At 46.7% G+C, this 21,269-nt stretch carries 15 protein-coding genes; 7 read left to right on the top strand and 8 right to left on the bottom strand.

The annotated features are described in order from the left end of the window. The first annotated feature begins 42 nt into the window (after positions 1-42). Positions 43-612, top strand: a complete 570-nt coding sequence (locus tag IEN92_RS02060) for a cob(I)yrinic acid a,c-diamide adenosyltransferase (protein WP_215373907.1) — start codon at positions 43-45, stop codon at positions 610-612. A gap of 39 nt (positions 613-651) precedes the next feature. Here IEN92_RS02060 and IEN92_RS02055 read toward each other — a convergent pair whose 3' ends face one another. Genes IEN92_RS02055 through IEN92_RS02040 form a run of 4 tightly spaced genes read right to left on the bottom strand, consistent with a single transcriptional unit; the run spans position 652 to position 8,260 of the window. Continuing rightward, the gene (locus IEN92_RS02055) at positions 652-1,776 is read right to left on the bottom strand and encodes a 3-deoxy-7-phosphoheptulonate synthase (RefSeq protein ID WP_215373906.1); all 1,125 of its coding nucleotides are present in this window, start codon (positions 1,774-1,776) and stop codon (positions 652-654) included. A gap of 30 nt (positions 1,777-1,806) precedes the next feature. Then, the gene (gene tldD / locus IEN92_RS02050) at positions 1,807-3,297 is read right to left on the bottom strand and encodes a metalloprotease TldD (protein ID WP_251366728.1); all 1,491 of its coding nucleotides are present in this window, start codon (positions 3,295-3,297) and stop codon (positions 1,807-1,809) included. Between the two features lie 20 nt (positions 3,298-3,317). After that, entirely contained in the window at positions 3,318-4,151 is an 834-nt protein-coding gene (locus IEN92_RS02045) for a carbon-nitrogen hydrolase family protein (protein ID WP_216160125.1), read from the bottom strand. Next, positions 4,148-8,260 carry a YhdP family protein gene (locus IEN92_RS02040; protein ID WP_216160122.1) on the bottom strand — a complete coding sequence of 1,371 codons (4,113 nt, stop codon included), beginning with the start codon at positions 8,258-8,260 and terminating at the stop codon, positions 4,148-4,150. Before IEN92_RS02040 ends, IEN92_RS02045 begins: the two co-directional genes overlap by 4 nt. A 65-nt stretch (positions 8,261-8,325) precedes the next feature. Here IEN92_RS02040 and glnE point away from each other — a divergent pair, with 65 nt between their 5' ends. After that, the gene (glnE, locus tag IEN92_RS02035) at positions 8,326-11,151 is read left to right on the top strand and encodes a bifunctional [glutamate--ammonia ligase]-adenylyl-L-tyrosine phosphorylase/[glutamate--ammonia-ligase] adenylyltransferase (RefSeq protein WP_216160119.1); all 2,826 of its coding nucleotides are present in this window, start codon (positions 8,326-8,328) and stop codon (positions 11,149-11,151) included. Positions 11,152-11,156: 5 nt separating this feature from the next. Here the strand turns inward: glnE and recN are convergent, their stop codons facing one another. Both recN and IEN92_RS02025 read right to left on the bottom strand, forming a co-directional pair. Further along, complete coding sequence (recN, locus tag IEN92_RS02030; RefSeq protein ID WP_216160116.1) at positions 11,157-12,827, bottom strand: DNA repair protein RecN; 1,671 nt, start codon at positions 12,825-12,827, stop codon at positions 11,157-11,159. Between the two features lie 26 nt (positions 12,828-12,853). After that, positions 12,854-13,759, bottom strand: a complete 906-nt coding sequence (locus IEN92_RS02025) for an NAD kinase (RefSeq protein ID WP_215373897.1) — start codon at positions 13,757-13,759, stop codon at positions 12,854-12,856. Positions 13,760-13,796: 37 nt separating this feature from the next. Between IEN92_RS02025 and hrcA the strand changes: the two genes are divergently transcribed. The 5 genes from hrcA to dnaJ all read left to right on the top strand — a co-directional run bounded on the left by hrcA (position 13,797) and on the right by dnaJ (position 19,909). Further along, entirely contained in the window at positions 13,797-14,807 is a 1,011-nt protein-coding gene (gene hrcA / locus IEN92_RS02020; RefSeq protein ID WP_216160114.1) for a heat-inducible transcriptional repressor HrcA, read from the top strand. Between the two features lie 21 nt (positions 14,808-14,828). Continuing rightward, positions 14,829-15,923, top strand: a complete 1,095-nt coding sequence (gene hemH / locus IEN92_RS02015) for a ferrochelatase (RefSeq protein WP_216160111.1) — start codon at positions 14,829-14,831, stop codon at positions 15,921-15,923. Positions 15,924-15,989: 66 nt separating this feature from the next. Beyond that, the gene (grpE, locus tag IEN92_RS02010; RefSeq protein ID WP_216160108.1) at positions 15,990-16,547 is read left to right on the top strand and encodes a nucleotide exchange factor GrpE; all 558 of its coding nucleotides are present in this window, start codon (positions 15,990-15,992) and stop codon (positions 16,545-16,547) included. A 190-nt stretch (positions 16,548-16,737) separates the two neighbouring features. Beyond that, the gene (gene dnaK / locus IEN92_RS02005; RefSeq protein WP_216160106.1) at positions 16,738-18,672 is read left to right on the top strand and encodes a molecular chaperone DnaK; all 1,935 of its coding nucleotides are present in this window, start codon (positions 16,738-16,740) and stop codon (positions 18,670-18,672) included. 100 nt (positions 18,673-18,772) lie between these two features. Continuing rightward, entirely contained in the window at positions 18,773-19,909 is a 1,137-nt protein-coding gene (gene dnaJ, locus IEN92_RS02000; protein ID WP_216160103.1) for a molecular chaperone DnaJ, read from the top strand. Here dnaJ and panB read toward each other — a convergent pair. Beyond that, on the bottom strand, positions 19,906-20,724 hold the full coding sequence (gene panB, locus IEN92_RS01995; RefSeq protein ID WP_215373887.1) for a 3-methyl-2-oxobutanoate hydroxymethyltransferase: 819 nt from the start codon (positions 20,722-20,724) through the stop codon (positions 19,906-19,908). The genes dnaJ and panB overlap by 4 nt on opposite strands. A 17-nt stretch (positions 20,725-20,741) precedes the next feature. Continuing rightward, entirely contained in the window at positions 20,742-21,269 is a 528-nt protein-coding gene (gene folK / locus IEN92_RS01990; protein ID WP_216160100.1) for a 2-amino-4-hydroxy-6-hydroxymethyldihydropteridine diphosphokinase, read from the bottom strand.

The following is a 21,269-nucleotide window of genomic DNA, read 5'->3' as shown; positions in this document are numbered from 1 at the left end:
ATTCATAAGAATCATTTTAGCCATATACCTATAATTAGGCTCATGGGAAATCGATTATCAAAAATCGCCACTAGAACGGGCGACGCCGGGATGACTGGCCTTGGCGACGGAAGTCGCGTAGAAAAGGATCATTTGCGGATTTGCGCCATGGGCGATGTGGACGAACTGAACTCAGAAATCGGTGTTTTGATGACTGAAGAGATCCCGGAATCTATAGCCCCAGAATTAAAAGCACTCTTTTTGCAGGTGCAACATGACTTGTTTGATTTGGGGGGCGAACTCTGTATCCCCAATTACAAGTTACTCAATCCTGAGCATGTTGCTCAGTTGGATGTTTGGCTGGAAAAATATAACCAGCAGTTACCGCCCTTAACAGAATTTATTTTGCCGGGCGGCACGCGTGCTGCTGCTCAAGCGCATGTTTGTCGAACTGTTTGCAGAAGAGCAGAGCGCTCAATTGTGCGCCTAGGTTGGGCCGAGCCTTTGTACGACTCACCCCGTCAATACGTTAATCGTTTATCAGATTTATTGTTTGTGCTCTCACGCATTTTGAACCGTGCTGCCGGTGGTACTGACATACTCTGGAAGCATGAAAAAAAAGAGACTAAGTAAATTAGTCTCTTTTTAGCTTTGCAGTAGTTACAGGGCGTATTACTTTTTCTTGCTTCTGCGTTTTTTCACAGCAGTTGCCAAACGCTCAAGCACTTTCACAGAATCATCCCAATTAATACAGGCATCCGTAATGCTCTTGCCGTATTCCAGTTTGCTTGGATCATCCTTGCCAGGTGTAAATTTCTGAGCACCATCATTGAGATGGCTTTCAACCATGACGCCAAAAATCTCGTTTGATCCAGTTTCAATTTGCTGGGCAATATCATCCGCAACAATGATTTGACGCTCATGTTTCTTGCTGGAGTTTGCATGGGATAGATCCACCATCAAACTCGCTGGAAGCTTGGCAGCAGCAAGCTCAGCGCAAGCTGCTTGAACATGTTTGGCTTCGTAGTTGGGCTCCTTGCCGCCACGCAAGATGACATGACAATCCTTATTGCCCTTGGTTTCGACAACGGAGACTTGCCCATTTTTGTGAACAGATAAAAAGTGATGCGGGCGTCCAGCCGCTTGAATTGCATCGGTTGCAATTTTGATGTTGCCATCAGTGCCATTCTTAAAGCCAATAGGCGCAGACAAACCAGAGGCAAGTTCACGGTGAACCTGACTTTCAGTAGTGCGTGCACCAATTGCGCCCCAAGAAATTAAGTCGGCAATGTATTGCGGAGAAATGACGTCAAGGAATTCGCTACCTGCAGGCATGCCAAGACGATTGATTTCCATCAGAACCTGGCGAGCAAGTCGAAGACCTTCTTCAATGCGATAGCTTTCATCAAGGTAAGGGTCGTTAATCAAACCTTTCCAGCCAACAGTAGTACGCGGTTTTTCAAAGTAGACGCGCATCACAATTTCTAACTCACCAGCGAAACGTTCACGTTCAGCTAAAAGGCGTTGGCAGTATTCCAATGCTGCTTTGGGATCATGAATAGAGCATGGCCCAATGATGACGAGCAAGCGATCATCGTTACCATGAATGATGTCGCGAATCTTTTTGCGGGTTTTGCTGATCAATGCTTCGGTTGGGGTTCCAGAGATTGGAAAAAAGCGAATCAGATGCTCTGGCGGAGGCAGAACAGAAATGTTGCTAATGCGTTGGTCGTCGGTGTCCGACGTTTTATCAACGACGGAGTACCAATTATTTGGGTTGGTGTTTTGTTGGCTCATCCGGCTATTTTAAGCCGTAATTTGGCAATCTTAGGCGGTTCCGCCCACGGTGAGGCTATCTATCCTCAAAGTTGGCTGCCCAACCCCGACAGGAACGCTTTGACCTTCCTTGCCGCACACCCCGATACCACCATCTAATTTAAGGTCGTTGCCGATCATGGAGACCTGCTTCAAGGACTCCGGGCCGCTGCCAATAATGGTTGCTCCTTTTACAGGGTATTGGATTTTGCCGTTTTCTACCCAATACGCTTCAGAAGCGGAGAACACAAATTTACCGCTGGTGATATCCACTTGGCCACCACCAAAATTGACGGCATAAAGTCCACGTTTAATGCTGGCCACAATTTCTTGGGGATCATCCTTGCCGGCCAACATATATGTGTTTGTCATGCGCGGCATCGGAAGTGAAGCAAAACTTTCGCGGCGACCATTACCGGTCAGAGGCATTTTCATGAGACGGGCATTCAGACTGTCTTGAATATAGCCTTTCAGAATCCCATCCTCAATCAAGGTAGTGCACTGAGTGGGTGTGCCTTCATCATCAATATTCAATGAGCCTCGGCGGCCAGTAAGCGTGCCATCATCTACTACAGTAACCCCTTTTGCGGCCACGCGTTGACCGATGCGACCCGCAAAAGCTGAAGAGCCCTTGCGATTAAAGTCACCTTCAAGCCCATGCCCAACAGCTTCATGCAATAGCACTCCAGGCCAACCTGGCCCCATCACAACAGTCATTGGGCCAGCAGGTGCGGGGCGTGAATCTAGATTGACTAAAGCACCATCAACGGCCTCATCTACATACTGGTTGATTAGTGCCGTATCAAAATAATGATAGTCATGGCGCGCGCCGCCACCAGAGGAGCCGGATTCACGTCGACCATTTTGCTCGGCAATCACATGTACCGACACGCGCACCAAGGGCCGCACATCAGCTGCTAGCAAGCCATCAGCTCGTACCACTAACACCACATCAAACTCACCCGCAAGACTTGCCATCACTTGAATGATGCGAGGATCACGGGCTTTTGCACGACGCTCAATGCTTTCTAGAAGAGCAATCTTTTCTTTGGGTTGCAGTGAGTCCAGTGGATTGAGGTCGGAGTACAGTTTATTAGATGCAGGATGAAATAATTTACTAGCCACCACTTGTTTCCCGCCTTGCGGACCAATGACCCGAGTGGCTTTGGCCGCTTTGTGAAGCGCTTCCAAATTAATTTCATCGGAATAGGCAAAAGCCGTTTTGTCGCCGTATATAGCCCGGACACCAACACCTTGATCAATATTGAAGCTGCCGGATTTCACAATTCCTTCTTCAAGACTCCAGCTCTCGCTACGAGTATGTTGAAAATATAGATCAGCATCGTCAAGACGGTGGGTAAACATATTGCCAAAAGTCTGATGCAAATCTTGTTCTGATAATCCTGTTGGTTCAAGCAAAATGGATTTAGCCAGTTTCAGTAAATCTGCCTGCTTTTTGGCTTTGGCCCACTTGGCGGGAAATAGTGCTTCTGGTGCATTCATGTGATTCGGCAGAACTTTCTTTAAAGCTTGCGGTGTGCAAGTGCGGGTAGCTTAGAGCGTACCTCGTTTAAGCGATCTTTGCTCAATACCCCTGAAATGAATCCCTGCCCTTCAGGGAGATTGCTTAATACCTCGCCCCAAGGGTCAATCAACATAGTATTGCCCCAGGTTCTACGACGATTTGGGTGGGTGCCACCTTGCGCTGAAGCTAAGACGTAACATTGATTTTCAATTGCGCGTGCTCGCAGAAGAATCTCCCAGTGATCTTTGCCGGTGGTGTAGGTAAATGCAGCAGGAATAATGTGGCAATCGACCTGACCTAGGGCGCGATAAAGCTCGGGGAATCTTAAGTCGTAGCAAATGCTAAGACCAAAAGCCCAATCTTGACCATCCACAGAGATTTTCAGAATGCCGGGATGTTCACCAGCTTCAATCGTTTCGGATTCCTGATAGCGTTCTGTATTTGTTTGAAATCCAAATAGGTGAATCTTGTCGTAGCGAGAGATTTGCTGGCCTGCTGGGTCAAACACCAGTGTCGTATTGAGAACCTTATTCGGATCTTTAGCTACAAGGGGAATGGTTCCTGCAACCAAGTACACCTGATGTTCTTTTGCAATAGCTGATAGTCGATCTTGAATAGGGCCTTGACCAATCGCTTCTCTTGCTCGGATCTTATCTGTATCTTTAAGGCCCATTAAGCAAAAGTATTCTGGTAGCACGACTAATTGAGCGCCTTGTGAAGCTGCGGCGTGAATGAAGTTGTTAGCAACCTCCATGTTTTCATCCACACTGGGAGTGGAGACCATCTGAATAGAGGTAACCTGTAGCTCAAGGGGATTAGTGGATGTAATCATTGGGGTTGAGGCTGCGGTACTGGATTTGGAGTCGTATTGTTGCTGGGTTTCGCTTGTTCTTTTAGAAGTTCTTTATTGCGGATCGTTTCTAAAGTTTTTACATCAATCGGCTGACCTTTTTGATCTAGCGCAATGACTTCGGGATTTTCCCAGGAGCCCTGGATTAAATAGTCCGATTGAAAATTGCGATTGATTTGATTAGTAATGAGGTATTGGCCAACCAATGCTCCCAGGCCAACAATCGGATTAATTGCGAAAGCAGCTAATGATCCAGCGGTTGCATCAATTGTGGGGAAGATAGTAACGCGTAGGTCTTGAGTTTGTTTGGGAATATTGATTTGTCCCGTCATAGCCACCCTAGCTTGATCTAAGCCCATAGAAAATTGTTTGGTTTGTGCAATTCCACTACTCACTTCAAAATTTGCGTTGATGCTATTAAAAGGAGTGCCTTTGGTGACAATATTGCCTAGGCTGCCTTGCAGATCAAACGTTGCAAATCTAAATAAACTTTGCAAACTTAAAACATCCAGAATTTGGGCGCCACTGGTATTGACTTCAAGTAGGCGTCCTTTTTCAAGGTTAAGATTGACCTTGCCCGCAAGAGAGTCATATTGAGGTGTAAATGGAGAGCCATCCCACTCTGCATTTGCATTGAGTTTGCCTTTTCCGCCCTCAATAGATTTTTGTGAACTCCAGTGGGCAATGATATGACCTGCATCCTTGATCTCCATATCGATATTGAGCTTACTGTGCTCTGTCTGATTCAGAGCTGCGCCCATCCACTGCCCAGAAACCATTGAGCTCCCTTGAGGATTATTTACTTGCAGGGACTCAAGGGTGAGTAAGTTAGCAGTGCTTTTGGTTTTAATTTTGATTTGACCAAGCTGAGCTTTAGACCAATTGAACTCATCGATTGATACATCAAGACTAGGGATCGTTCCAGGATCCAATTTAGATTTGCTGACTGTTTTTTTCTGCTCTACTTTCGTAGCTTCGTCTGGAATAGTGAGACGACTGAGGCGCCCACTGATAAGTCCACTGTAAAAACTTGGATTCGATTCTTGATATTGAAGTTGGCCAGCCACTTGAGGTGAGTTAAGGCGTAGCTTCCATACAGAATTTTTACTGACAGCGGATAAATTGAGGTCCTGCCAGATGCGATCTTGCAGGGCGAGCTTTCTAATTTCGGCTGTTACCTGAATAGGGCTTGCTTTGGGATCATTCAATTCAGTTGCAGAGCCCTTTTTCTTTTGTTTTCCAAAAAACTCAATCCAGGAATCAAGATTTAATTCATTACTAGCCAAATTTAAGTGGAAACCATCTTGGGGGAGCATTGCAGGAGCACCAATTCCTAGTGCATAACGCAATTCATCATCCCCATTACCCTCTCCTTGAACTGAATAGAGTTCGCCAAACTTGCCAGACCAACTAAAGCGGTCATTACCCGATTGTGAATTTGGGAAAGTTTTAAAAGTAAGTTGACCTTGCATCGGCGCACCCATCAGTTTTCTGGCTGGGATGGGTGAGGCGCTGGCCCAGTCGCGCAGATCAAATTTGAGATTAGTTTCACTACCTGCTTTATTGAAGTTCAGAGTGCCTTCATACTTGGCTCGACCACTCATTCCATCGAGGATGGGTGATGAATCTGTCCTAAGCGTATTCGCAAAATAACTCTTAATGAAATCCGCAGAAAAATCACCTGCAATATTGAAGCTCTGACCTGATGCAGACTGAGCACTATCGATCCTTAAGGACCCACCTAAAAAATTGGCAGTGAGGTCTTCAAATTCTGGGTGGATTTCGGTAATCCGAATTTTTCCTTTGAGATTTTCAAGTGGAGGCAATTTAGCCCATTGCACCCTATTGCCACTGAGATCTAGTTTGATATCAATATTGCTATCGGCATCACCAGACAGCGGCAGTTTTAGTCCAAGAGCAAGGTTTACAGGGCCGTTAACTTGCAAATTCTTTTCAAGCTTATTTTGTTTCTTAGCGAATGGAGATGCAAATAAATACTCCAACATTTGCGGAGCATCGCCTTGCGCATTACCGTTGGCGGAGAGTGTCAGATGATTTGCGCTGACATTAGGAATTTCAGCATGAAAGTTTTTCAGTGCAACTTGTTTGTAATTGGCCTGATCAATATCAATGGATAGCGCAGCGTTTTGCATGGTCATTAGGCCATCAATATTGCTGAACGCAGACCACACTCCCTGGTTGCTTGGTATCAGTGGGGCTGGGCTGAATGTTGCCCCTACGATTGGCAGGCTTAAAGTAAAGTCGCCTGGGTTACCACGAGGAAATGGAACGTCATTGGGGTCGCCATTGATATGGAGCTTACCGTTCTGAATAGTTCCCGCAGAAAAAGCCTTACTTAAATAGAGTCTGGCATCCTTGCCCATGCCAAGAGGTAAATAGCGATAGGCAGAAGTTAAGTTTGCTTTGGCAAAGTTCATATCCAAGGTCATCAAATCGGGTTTTTTAGGGTCACCGATGAGATAACTCAGATTCAGGGTCGTATTAATTTCAGGATTACTGAGTGAGAGTTGTTTGGCATTAATTAGCCAATTTCCTCTTTTCTTAGACCAGGAAATCTGTCCGCTTGCTTGATCTAATTGAATTTTGGGGTCGGCCAAAAAGTCATTGATCTCAAGCCCCAGATTTTTGGAATTTAAAGTGAGGCTACCCTGATTTTGATCGCCGGAGACAAAGCCTGAGAGATTAGTAACAGAAGGCATCGATTTGTTGATGCCTACGAAGCTCAGGTTAATCAGTTTGGCGCTGACTGAAAAATCAAGCTTATTCGATTTAAACCAGCCGCCTGGAATATTGAGTGCTGATAATGGAGACTTACTTTCTGACCAGTGAATGTCAAGATCTTGGAGCTCTCCGTCGGCTTCAGAAACTTTAATCCATTGATGTACTTTTTTCGATAGGGGTAGGTTCAGCGCAAATAAGGCAATGTCTTCCACCAGGATTTTTGGTGAAGAAAATCCAAATTCTTTAATCTCACCATCAGCACCCGGTGGCTTCCAGCGAAAAGTCATGGGGCTTAAATTTTCGAGTGGTGCTGTATTCGGGCTCTCGGCATCTCGCCATGCAAATGTTTTGGTAGTGATAGAAATGAGCCCACTTTCATTTTCTTGAACCACATTTGTCTCTAGTCGACCAAGGGCAATAGCATCCTCATTTTTTGCTAGCTGGATAGTGAGATTGTCAGCGGCAATATAGGCTTCGCCGCCATCTGGTTTTCCGTTATCCAGTTTTAGTTTTCCTCTGGAGCTCAACTTGCCCTCTAGAGTATTGAGGGGAACAGAAAACTCCTTAGAAATTTGAGTGAGATTCAGATCATTGAGATTCCAGGAAACAGTGCCAATCCAATCACGCCAATCGCCCGCTTGACCGCCTAGGTGGTGAACAAAGTCAGCCTTGATCTCCAGTGGCCCAGTAGTCCATGGTGTGCGAGTGGTGAGAAGCGCTTTGTGACTTCGAATGCCATTGCTGAGCGATAAATTTTGAATCTCAATGGTAGTAGGCGCCTTGTTATCCTGCTGATCAGTCCAATAGAGTTTGACGTCACTCACCAAAATATCGTCTTGAGAAAATAGCCAGTCTTCAAAACCATGATCTCCTGAATTGCTGTGTATCGGAATTCCCGCAATGGTGATGATCCCTTTAGCATTTCTTTGAGCATAAATTTCAGCGCCTTTGAAATTGAGCTCATGAAAGTAAGGCGTTAGGTGATAGAAAGAATTCCAGCTAAGCTCCCCGCTAATTTTTGAAATTTGTAATAAGGGTTTCGTCTTGTCTGGGCTATTAAAACGCAAACCTTCAATTTCAAAATTGGGTCGGATGCCAGTCCAGGAGACTTTCAATTCGTCCATGGTGACATTGGTGCCAATCCGAGCGCTAAGGAGTCGCTCTACTGATGCTTTGGATTTTTCAATTTGAGGCCAAACAATAAAACGAATGCCGAGGTGGCCAACCACCATGAGTAGCAAAATCAATCCGCAAAGAATGAGCGCGCGTTTACGCCAAAGTCCACCAGAACCTTGAGGACGTTTTGCAAGCACGCTCTTGAGGCGAGGCGGAATGAACTTTTGCAGCATGAGCTCTATTATCCGTCAGCCTTTACTGGGTCGCCAAGCTTCTGGCGACAGATTAAGATGGGGGAATGGATGAATTTTCTCGGCAAATCGCATTTTTAGAGCAGCATTCGACTTATGCGCGTCGCTGGCTCAATGCTCGCCCTGAGTGGGTTGATTGGCTTCGAATCCAGGGGTCAAAAAAGCTGAATTTGCAGGGAATTGCCGATTTGTTAGCCGCTTGTGAAATTGAGAGTGCAGCTGCATCCCAAGACGAGTCCCAGTTTATGGCCAATTTACGCCTGGCTAGACAGCGCCTCATGCTGTGGATTGCTTTTCGGGATCTCAATGGAATGGCTGATTTGGATGAGGTCACCCATAGTCTTAGTCAGTTTGCCGAGTTAGCAATCGCAAAATCCATTGCGTATATTCGGCAAGATCTCCAGAGTCGCTTTGGTTTGCCCTGGAGCATGACCAGTCATTCAGAAATGCCGTTGATGGTGGTTGGTATGGGCAAGCTTGGCGGCCTTGAGCTCAATCTATCGTCTGATATTGATTTAATTTTCTTGTACGAGCACGAGGGTGAAACCCTAGGGGGCCCTCAAAGCCTATCGAATCAAGAATGGTTTTCTCGCATGGGCAAACGACTCATGAAGTTACTGGCCGAGCTTGACGAGAATGGCTTTGTATTTCGGGTGGACATGCGCCTAAGACCCAATGGCGACTCTGGCCCATTGGTTTGTAGTTTGGACATGCTCGAAGAGTACCTGATCGTGCAAGGCAGGGAGTGGGAGCGTTATGCCTGGATTAAGGGGCGCCTGATTGCTCCTTCGCCTGGAACGGCAAATTATGAACATTGCGCAAAAGAGTTGGAGCAGCTCATTCGGCCATTTGTATACCGCCGGCATTTGGATTATGGGGTAATCGCTTCCATACGAGATCTTCATGCTCAGATTCAACATGAAGCAGATAAAAGATCCTCTCATCATCAAGGTCGTTCGCGGGACATTAAATTAGGTCGAGGCGGTATTCGGGAAATTGAGTTTCTTGCGCAAATGTTCCAGCTGATGCGGGGTGGTACTGATCCCCGCTTTAGAGTGCGCCCCACCCTAGAAGTGCTCAATTGGGTTGGACAAAAGGGCGCCTTGCCAACTGAAGAGGTTGAGTCCTTGCAGGCAGCATACAGATTTCTGAGGCGCCTAGAACATCGCCTGCAGGTTTGGGATGATCAGCAAACGCATTACCTCCCCGATGATCTTTCTGCTCGTGAACGTTTAGCAGCTGCCATGGCTGATAAAGATCAGAGCCTGGATGTCGATGGCTTTATGGCTGAGTTAGATCGCCATCAAAATAATGTTGCCGCTCTTTTTGAGAAGGCATTTTTACTGGATGACAGTCTTCGCTTGGATCTTGCGCCAATCGATCTTGCTTGGGAGCCGCCGTCCCAAGTTTTTCCACAGTCATTGCTGCGCTGGCAGGCTTGGGTTGAGAGCCCCAAGCAAAGACAGTTGCCCGAGAAGAGTCGCTTAATTTTTGTTAATTTAATGCGGACAGCTGCTCGTATTTTGAGTGAGGATGGCGTTGATCGAACTCATGCTGATCAAACCTTATTACGTTTTTTTGATTTGTTAGAGGCTATCGCGAGGCGCAGTGCTTATCTCTCTATTTTGGCTGAGTACCCCAGAGCATTGCTAAATGTATTGGACTTATTAAAAGCTTCTCATTGGGGCGCGCAGTACCTGACTCGACACCCCCATTTGTTGGATCACTTACTGAACTCTCGCACTGAACAAGCTTTGATCGAGCATCCTGAAGAGTATTGGCATGAAGTCAAAGCCAATTTGAACATTCGTCTTGATGACGTGATGTCCGATGCTGATGGTTCTGAGCAAGCTATGGATATTTTGCGAGTCACCCACCATACAGAAACATTCATTACGCTTTTAGCTGATTTAGGTATTGGGGTTGAGCAGGCGCTGCCGGTGGAAAAGGTGAGTGATCATTTATCAGCTTTAGCAGACTTGATTTTGCAGATCACTTTTGAGCGTGTGTGGCCTGAGGTTGCACAAAAATTTGGCCTAGCTCAGGAAGTGGTTAAAACAGCCCCACCATTTGCAATCATCTCTTACGGGAAGTTGGGCGGCAAAGAATTGGGGTATGCCTCCGATTTAGATTTAGTCTTCCTCTACCAATCCGATGAATCTGATTTTTCAGCTCAAGAAATTTATGCACTCTTAGCAAAACGAATGATCAACTGGCTAACTGCTTTTACGGCGACTGGTAGTTTATTTGAGATTGATACCCGTTTGCGGCCCAATGGCTCGGCAGGATTTTTGGTGACAAATGCTAATGCGTTTAAGAAATACCAAATGCGCGAAGGCAATAACGCTGCCTGGGTATGGGAGCACCAAGCCCTCACGCGGGCGCGTTGCTCAGCAGGTAATGTTGCAGTCGGAGCTGATTTTGATCAGGTGAGAGCAGAGGTGCTGAGCCAAAAGCGGGATATTGACCATCTTCGGACTGAAATTCTAGAGATGCGCCGAAAAGTGCACGCCGGACACCCCAATGTAAGCGGTCTATTTGATCTCAAGCATGATTCTGGCGGTATGGTCGATATTGAATTTATTGTTCAGTATCTGGTGCTGGCATATTCCCACCAACACGAGCAGCTCATTCATAACCTAGGCAATATTGCACTGCTGCGGATTGCTGGCGAAGCCGGTCTAATAGATCGCGAGGCTGCTTTATTGGTCGGGAATGCTTACCGCTTGTTACGGTCTCGCCAGCACCGCTTGCGCTTAGACGGTGCAGAAAAAACACGCATCAACATTGAAGATGAACCTGAGTTGATTGCTGCTAGAGATGCTGTGATGGTGCTATGGCTAAAGATTTTTAAAGCACCTTCAGCGAATTAAACAACTTAGCTTTGTTCTAGCAATTCGCGGGCGTGGCGACGTGTAGTATCTGTAATCGTTGCGCCACCTAACATTCGGGCCACTTCTTCAACACGTTCTACTCTGCCCAAGGGTTGAACTTGAGAAATGGTTTTCTCACCACTTTGCGCTTTGCTGACTTTGAAATGATGATTTCCTTGAGCAGCAACCTGCGGTAAATGGGTGACACAGAGAATTTGATGGGATTGACCTAGTTGATGCAGGAGTTTGCCAACAGTTTCAGCAACTGCTCCACCAATACCGGCATCAACCTCATCAAAGATTAAGGTAGGCGTGAATGAGGCTTTGCTGGTGATGACGCTAATGGCCAAGCTAATCCTGGCAAGCTCTCCCCCAGACGCAACCTTGGCAAGGGCGCGCGGTGTGCTGCCAGCATGACCGGCTACAAGAAACTCAATCTGCTCCAATCCGTAGGAGCCACCTTCGGCAAGCGGTATGAGGGCGATTTCTAGGCGTCCACCTGCCATCGACAGGTCTTGCATAGCATTGGTAACCAATGTGCCAAGATCAGTTGCAGCTGCTTTCCGTTTTTGGGATAGTTGTTTGGCAAGCTTGAGATAAGCAACTTCTTCTTGCTGGACTTTTTCACGAAGGGCATCAATATTTTGTGAAGCCGTTAATGCATCGAGTCGCTCACTAGTTTCTAGTAGTAGCTTTGGAAGCTCATCGGTATCGGTACGATATTTTCGAGCAGCCCCATGGAGTGCTTGCATGCGTTCTTCCACTTGCACAAGACGATCGGGATCAAGATCAAGTTTCTGTACGTAGCGATTCAGGCTATGAATGGCTTCATCCAGTTGAATTTGTGCGCTTTGCAAGGAGTCGCTGATGCTATTTAAGGCGGGATCATGCTCCGCTAAGGTGCTGATATTGCTGCAGACTTTAGAAAGGCTGGATTCAATTGCGTTATCAGAATCACTCAATACTTCAATTGCCTCTTGGCAGCCGCCAATGAGTTTGGCACCATTGGCTAGGCGAGCATGCTCACCTTGAATGCTTGACCACTCACCTTCGAGTGGAGATAAAGCCGTGAGCTCTTCAAGTTGCCATTCCAGACGTTCCCGTTCTCTCTCGATATCTTGTCCGGCATTCTCAGCCTGCTCTAATTTTCGGCGCGAATCATTCAGGGTTTTAAATGCTTGAGCGACTTCACTAGCTAGCAGTAGCAAACCAGCATGTCGATCGAGTAATTCCCGTTGCGCGCCACCCTTGAGGAGAAGTTGATGCGCGTGCTGCCCATGAATATCTACTAGTTGATCCCCAGCTTCGCGCAGTTGTGCCAAGGTTGCCACGCTGCCATTAATAAATGCGCGACTTCTTCCATTGCTCTCGACTGTTCTCTTGAGTAAAAGACTATGTCCTTCATCTTCAATTGGAAAGCCTTGCTCATCAAGCCACTGAGTGAAGCGTTGTATTTGGTCATCCTCAATTTGAAAGCGGGCAGAGATTTCTGCGCGATTGCAGCCCTCACGAATTTGGCTGCTGTCAGCGCGTTCTCCAAGCACTAGGCTCAAGGCATCTAAGAGAATGGATTTTCCAGCGCCAGTTTCGCCAGTGAGTACAGTAAAGCCAGTAGAAAAATCTAGTTCAAGCTGATCAACAATGACAAAGTCACGAAGTGAGATGGTTTGAAGCATGGCTTAGCGTAGCAAAGTACTCGACATCAGAATGTCGATGGGTATTCATTCCAATGCAGCTTCTCGCGCAAAGTTTTGTAGTCGCTGTGATTGCTGGGATGAAGTAGGGCGATCGTTTTATCAGATTGACGCACTTCAATTTTGTCACCAGCTTGCAAATCTGTTTGAGACTGCATGTCAAAATTGACAATTACTTCAAGGCCATTGACTACTTCAATCACTGTCAGGCTATCTTTCGGTAAGACGATGGGGCGATTGGAGAGTGAGTGCGGCGCAATTGGTACCAGCAGAATGCCTGCAACGTGAGGGTGCAAGATGGGGCCGCCAGCAGAAAGTGCATAAGCAGTTGAGCCTGTAGGAGTGGAGACTATTAAACCATCAGAGCGTTGGTTGTACATGAAGGAGCCATTGACATGAACTGCTAGCTCGACCATCCCAGAGATGCCAGAGCGATTAACAACCACATCATTGAGTGCCAAGGCGCGATTAATTTCCTTACCATCACGAATCACAACCGCGTCTAACAATGTTCTGGTGTCAGCTTCATATTCGCCGGCAATCATTTTCGGTAGGGTGGTTTGTACGGACTGAATGGGAATATCGGTCATATAGCCAAGGCGACCCATATTGATGCCCACTAGTGGCACATTGCTGCCTGCTAACTGACGGGCAATTCCCAACATCGTGCCGTCGCCACCCAAGACCACGACAAGGTCAATTGCTCCAGCAAAGTCCTGCGCAGTTTTGGTGGAATAGCCCTTTAGTCCCAGATGGTTGGCAGTATCTGCCTCGATAAAGACTTCGCAACCTAATCCAGTGAGGAGCTTGGCGATGTCATTGAGGCGTTCCTCAATGCCGTCCGCTTGAAATTTGCCGACAAGCGCAACCCGGCTAAATGCCTTCTTGGTGGAATTTGGGGATGGGCTTAACATATAACGATTAAACCATAGGCATAAAATCCTTTCCATCATGGACGAACGTTCCCGCGCCTTACTCAAAACCCTCATCGAGCGCTATATCGAGGAGGGTCAGCCTATTGGTTCCCGAACCCTATCCAGATTTTCAGGTTTAGACCTATCCGCAGCCACCATTCGGAATGTGATGGCGGATTTAGAGGAAATGGGCTTGGTGACCAGCCCGCATACCTCTGCAGGTCGAATTCCGACACCACAAGGCTACCGTTTGTTTGTCGACACCATGGTGACCGTTCGACCCCTTGAGGAGATGGCTGCCCGTGAGGTCGAAAAAGGTCTCTTGCCAGACTCGCCACAGCGGGTCTTGAACTCTGCTGCGCAGATTTTGTCTAATTTGACCCATTTCGCTGGGGTTGTCATTACTCCAAAGCGCGCTCAGGTTTTTAAACATATCGAGTTTTTGCGTCTAGGCGAAGGTAAGATTTTGCTGATTATGGTGACCCCAGAAGGGGATGTCCAAAATCGCATTCTGCCGACCACTCAGGATTACACCCCCAGTCAATTGATTGAGGCTGGCAATTACATCAACTCTCAGTTTGCTGGTAAAAGTTTTGAGCAAGTGCGTATGCATCTCAAATCGGATCTAGATAATTTACGAACAGACATTTCAGGTTTGATGGCCTTGGCGCTTCAAACGGGTGTCGCTGATTACGATATGAGTCGTGGCGAGATGGTACTTTCAGGCGAACGTCGTTTGCTTAACGTCGGTGAACTGAGTTCAAACCTTGACAAGTTGCGCAGGATGTTCGATATGTTGGAGCAAAAATCAGTACTGATGCAATTGCTCGATGTATCTAGTCATGCAGATGGCATCCAAATTTTTATTGGCGGCGAGAGTGATCTATTACCCTATGAGGATTTAGCGGTCATCAGCGCGCCCTATAGCGTAGATGGCCAAATTGTTGGTACTTTGGGTGTGATTGGCCCAACCCGTATGGCGTATGACAGAGTCATTCCAATTGTCGACATTACATCGAAATTATTATCTGGCGCATTGAGCTCTTAAACAATTATTAAAGGCACCGCTTTGAATCCAAACCCACACTTACGAGCTTCTAAAACAGCAGTGCTGTTGTTAAATTTAGGAACGCCTTCTGCGCCAACACCTAAAGCGGTGAGAGCGTATTTAAAAGAATTTCTTTCTGATCCACGCGTAGTTGAAATCCCCCGCATTATTTGGTGGTGCATATTAAATGGAATCATCTTGCCGATTCGCAGTAGCGCCTCCGCCAAAAAATATGCATCAATTTGGTTACCTCAGTTAGGCTCACCCCTGATGCATTACTCGCGTTTACAAGCCAAAGAACTTGGTGAGAAATTTGCCAACGAAGGCCATACTGTTTTAGTGGATTTGGCGATGCGCTACGGCAAACCGTCGACCCAGGAAACCCTTCAAAGTCTTCAAGCGCAAGGTATGGAGCGCTTATTGCTCTTACCCTTATACCCACAGTATTCAGCCACAACGACGGCATCTAGCTTTGATGAAGTCTTTCGGGTGCTCGGCACATGGCGCAATCAACCAGAGTTGCGCTTGGTAAAGCATTATCACGATAACCCTGCTTATATCTCTGCATTGAGAGATCAAGTTCTCAGTCATTGGGATAAAGATGGGCGTCCTGATTTTGCAAGAGGTGATCGTTTTGTGATGTCCTTTCACGGTTTGCCAAAACGCAATTTAATGAAGGGTGACCCCTACCATTGTGAGTGCCTTAAAACGGGGCGTCTGCTTGGGGAATCCTTAGGTCTTGAGCCAGGCCAATACATCGTGACCTTTCAATCTCGTTTTGGTAAAGCGGAGTGGTTAAAGCCTTATACCGCCCCTACAGTAGAAAAATTAGCAAAAGAAGGTTGTCAGCGACTCGATATTTTTTGCCCAGGATTTCCGGCCGATTGTTTGGAGACTCTTGAAGAGATTGCAATGGAGGCTAAAGAGATCTTCCTAGATCATGGCGGCAATGATTACCGCTATATTCCCTGCTTAAACAGCAATCCAAAGTGGATCGAGGCCTTAAGCGATATTGCTTATCAGCATTTGTTAGGATGGTCTTTAGGCGCTGAGTCCAATGAGGAGCTTGCCCAACGTGCAGCAAGAGCTGAGCAAGCTGAAAAAGCCAAGACTTGAAATTCAATAAACTAGCCCCACATAGCAAAGTAATCGTCCCTATTATCGAAAAGTGAATGCATCTCCATGACACAAGAAAATCAAAACCCTTCTCCAGAGCAAGACCAAGCTGCGGCTGAACCCGCGGTAGAAGCAACTGCAGAGGCAACAGCGCAAGCAGTTCCAAAAACACCTGAGCAAGAGATTGCTGCGCTCAATGAAAAAATTGGTGAGCTCCAGGACAATTTCTTGCGCGCCAAAGCTGAAGGTGAAAACATTCGCCGTCGTGCTGTGGAAGATATTGCGAAGGCCCACAAATTTGCAATTGAGAGTTTTGCGGAACATTTAGTGCCAGTAACGGATAGTCTTTATGCTGCGCTAAGTACTGATGCAACTGATGCCAAGGCCTTCAAGGAAGGTCTGGAAATTACCTTGAAGCAACTCTTATCTGCCTTCGAAAAAGGGCGGATGACAGAAATTAACCCTGCGGTAGGTGATAAATTTGATCCCCACCACCATCAGGCAATTGCCTCAGTTCCTTCTGAGCAGGATGCCAATACCGTGGTTTCTGTCCTTCAGCGGGGCTATACCGTGGCAGACCGTGTGCTCAGACCCGCTTTGGTGACCGTCAGCGCCCCTAAATAAGCTCAATCATTGGGGTAAAACCCCAAAAATGACATGAAAAAGGCAGATTTCTGCCTTTTTCCTATTTCAGCCCTTGAATTCCCCTTTTTAGACCCCATTTATTGGGTATTGAAATATTTTCGGTAATTCAAGCGAGTTACCAAACATCAACCAGAAGTACAACAAAGCAATTTAATTTTTTGGAGCCATTATGGGAAAGATTATCGGAATCGACTTAGGAACCACTAACTCGTGCGTTTCAGTTGTAGAAAACAATGCACCTAAAGTTGTCGAGAATGCAGAAGGCGCTCGCACAACTCCATCCATCATCGCTTACGTTGAAGATGGCGAAGTATTGGTTGGCGCGCCAGCAAAGCGTCAATCAGTGACAAACCCTAAAAATACAATTTACGCAGTGAAGCGCTTGATGGGTCGTAAATTTACCGATCCTGAAGTACAAAAAGATATTGGCCTCATGCCTTACGCAATTGTTCAAGCGGACAATGGTGATGCTTGGGTTGAAGCGCGCGATAAAAAAATGGCCCCACAGCAAGTTTCTGCAGAAATTTTGCGCAAGATGAAAAAGACTGCTGAAGACTATCTCGGTGAAGAGGTTACTGAAGCGGTGATTACTGTTCCTGCTTACTTTAACGATAGCCAACGTCAAGCAACCAAAGATGCTGGTCGTATCGCAGGCTTAGATGTAAAACGTATCATCAATGAGCCAACTGCAGCTGCATTAGCGTTCGGCTTAGATAAGCAAGACAAAGTGGATCGCAAGATTGCTGTATATGACTTAGGCGGCGGTACATTCGACGTTTCAATCATTGAAATTGCAAACGTAGATGGCGAAAAGCAATTTGAAGTGCTCTCCACTAACGGCGATACTTTCTTGGGCGGTGAAGACTTTGACCAACGCATCATTGACTGGATCATTGCTGAGTTCAAGAAAGAGCAAGGCGTTGATTTGAGTAAAGACGTTTTGGCATTGCAACGTTTGAAAGACGCTGCTGAAAAAGCCAAAATCGAGTTGTCATCTGCACAACAAACCGAAATTAACTTGCCTTACGTGACGGCTGACGCTAGCGGTCCGAAGCATTTGAACTTGAAGTTGACTCGTGCCAAGTTGGAGTCATTGGTTGAAGAGCTGATTAATCGTACTGCTGGTCCTTGCTTAACTGCCATTAAAGATGCTGGCGTGAACGTGGCGGATATCGACGACGTGATTTTGGTCGGCGGTCAAACTCGTATGCCTGCAGTACAAGACAAAGTAAAAGAAATCTTTGGTAAAGAGCCACGCAAAGACGTAAACCCAGATGAAGCAGTGGCTGTTGGTGCTGCAATTCAAGGTTCTGTATTGTCTGGCGATCGTAAAGACGTATTGCTCTTGGACGTTACTCCGTTGTCATTGGGTATCGAAACCCTTGGTGGCGTAATGACCAAGATGATTCCTAAGAACACAACCATTCCTACCAAGCATTCACAGGTTTACTCCACCGCGGAAGACAATCAGCCAGCTGTAACTATTAAGTGCTTCCAGGGTGAGCGCGAGATGGCTGCTGCAAACAAGTTGCTCGGTGAATTTAACCTGGAAGGGATTGCACCTGCCCAGCGCGGTATGCCACAAATTGAAGTGACCTTTGATATTGATGCTAACGGTATTTTGCACGTGACTGCAAAAGACAAAACTACTGGCAAAGAGAACAAGATCACCATCAAGGCAAACTCTGGTTTGACTGAAGAAGAAATTCAGCGCATGGTGAAAGACGCCGAAGCTAATGCAGCTGAAGATAAGAAAGCGCTTGAGTTGGTAACGGCACGCAATACTGCTGATGCTTTGGCTCACTCCACTAAGAAAGCTCTAGAGGAGCATGGCGCTGCATTAGAGACCTCTGAAAAAGAAGCAATTGAAGCCGCTCTCAAGGAGTTGGACGAAGCAATTAAAGGCAGCGATAAAGAAGTGATTGAAGCGAAGACTGAGGCTTTGGGTAAAGCGAGTCAGAAGCTGGGCGAGAAAGTCATGGCTGCTGAACAGGCTAAAGCAGGTGCCGCAGCTGGTGCAGCTCCTAGTGGTGCCGCTCCTGGAGCAGCACCCGATGCTGATGTGGTTGATGCTGACTTTAAAGAGGTTGATGACAAGAAATAATCAAGTCATTGGAAATCTTATAAGGTAGTTTTGATGTACTTAAATAACAAGTCGGCCTCGTGCCGACTTGTGTCATTCAGGTTGTTGAGAGGAATAGGCCGTGCCTAAAAGTAAACGCGATTTTTATGAAGTGCTTGGTGTAACAAGAGGTGCCAGCGAAGAAGAGCTAAAAAAAGCTTATCGTAAGTTGGCAATGAAGTATCACCCGGATCGCAATCCCGATAGCAAAACAGCTGAAGCCCAATTCAAAGAAGCTAAAGAGGCTTATGAAACGCTAACCGATCCTAATAAGCGTGCTGCTTATGACCAGTATGGCCATGCTGGCGTAGACCCATCGATGGGTGGCGGCTTTGGCGGCGGTGGCTTCGGCGGCGGCGGATTTGCTGATGCGTTTGGCGATATCTTCGGGGATATTTTTGGTCAAGGTGGCGGTCGTCAATCCGGCCCACAAGTCTATAAAGGCGCTGATTTACGCTACAACATGGACATTACTCTTGAGCAGGCTGCTGAAGGGTATACCACTCAAATTCGGGTGCCTAGCTGGAGCAATTGCAAACCCTGTCATGGCACTGGTGCAGAGCCTGGAACAAAAGCAGAGAAGTGTCCTACCTGTGATGGCCACGGTCAAGTTCGGGTACAGCAAGGCTTCTTCTCGATGCAGCAAACCTGTCCAAAATGTCGCGGCACTGGTGAGTACATTCCAAAGCCTTGCAAGACTTGTCACGGTACTGGTAAGCATAAAGAGCAAAAAACCCTAGAAATCAAAATCCCAGCCGGCATTGATGATGGCATGCGCGTTCGCTCAGTCGGTAATGGCGAGCCCGGCATCAACGGCGGCCCTTCTGGCGATCTTTATGTAGAGGTGCGCGTCAAACCCCATCCCGTATTTGAGCGTGATGGTAGTGATTTGCATGTGCAGATGCCAATCTCATTTGCTACAGCGACGATTGGTGGTGAAATTGAAGTGCCTACACTCTCAGGACGAGTGGAGTTTCCGATTCCAGAAGGCACTCAGACTGGCAAGACCTTCCGCTTGCGCAATAAAGGTATTAAAGGATTGCGTTCGACTTTAGTAGGCGATCTATTTGTTCATGTACTGGTTGAAACGCCTGTCAAGCTGAATGAAGAGCAGAAGAAATTACTGCAGAAGTTTGATGCAAGCCTCAAGTCTGGCGGGGATAAACACAATCCGCAGCAAAAAGGTTGGTTTGAGGGTGTGAAGAGCTTCTTCCACTAGCCCGCAAAGGCGTTTTCTAGTCCGGGAAACTTGCCGGACTTGACTTCGCGTACGTAGGCTTTGATAGCGGCTTCAATGGAGTGGTGGCCATCCATAAAGTTTTTGACAAACTTGGGTGGTCTACCAGGGCTAATACCCAGCATGTCTTGCAGAACCAATACTTGACCTGAGCAATCGGGTCCCGCACCAATTCCGATGGTGGGAATATGAAGTTCAGCAGTAATCTTTTCACCTAGAGTCGAAGGAATTGCTTCAAGTACTACCATCTGTGCACCTGCATCTTGGCAATCGATTGCTTGTTCGAGCATGATCGTAGCAGCATCCTTTGATTTACCTTGGACCTTGTAACCACCCAAGAGATGAACTGACTGGGGTAATAAACCAAGGTGGGCACACACCGGAACACTTCGCTCCACTAAGTACTCAATGATCTCAACTTGCCAATCTCCGCCACCTTCAAGCTTAACCATATCAGCACCAGCACGCATGAGCTCGGCAGCAGAGTCTAGAGCTTGAACAGGGTCACCATAACTAGCAAACGGCAAATCAGCAATTAAAAATGCTTGAGTATTTGCACGTGCCACACATTCGGTGTGATAAGCCATTTGTTCAATGGTCACGGGGGTAGTGCTGGAATAACCTTGAATCACATTTCCTAGGGAATCACCAATCAGGATAGATTCAACCCCGCAACGATTTAATAGTGCGGACATGGTCGAATCATATGCAGTTAGCATGGTGATTTTTTCACCCTCAGCATGCATTGAGAGTAGTTTGGTGATGGTAATTGGCTTATCGCCTTGTAAGTAACTCATGGCGAGAGTTTAATGAATTAATGCGCCGATTGGCTATAAACGTCTTTTTCTCCGCAATTGCAGTTCCTGCAGGGGAGTTTTTCGATTCTTTGGTGGGCTACTTTAGGGAGATAGGCTTTGAGTTCCCCTAAATTGGGTAAGAAAAAATCAGGGGCTATTTCCAGGAGGGGAAGAAGAACAAAAGAGCGCTCGATAATTCTGGGGTGGGGCAACATCAGCTCAGTTTCATTTTGAGTGACGCCCTCAAAAGAGAGGATATCGAGATCAAGCGTGCGGGGCGCATTTGAGTATGGACGCTCTCTACCGAACTGCTGTTCAATGGCTTGGCAAAGATGCAATAAGCCGTATGGGCTAAGTTCAGTTTCGATTTCAATGACGGCGTTGATATAGTCACCACCTGTCGCTTCCACAGGAGCACTTTGATAAAAGCAGCTTTTTGTAAGAATTTGCAATTCAGAGCGCAGTGCTAAGCATACGATTGCGTCAGTAATGAGCTGACGTGTATCGCCGATATTTCCACCAAATCCAATAAAAGCTCTTGCCAT

Origin of the sequence: Polynucleobacter sp. MWH-Creno-3A4 (genome assembly GCF_018881885.1) — a bacterium.
GTDB lineage: Bacteria > Pseudomonadota > Gammaproteobacteria > Burkholderiales > Burkholderiaceae > Polynucleobacter.
The sequence above is the reverse complement of the archived record's forward strand: the minus strand, read 5'-3'. Positions and strand labels throughout refer to the sequence as shown.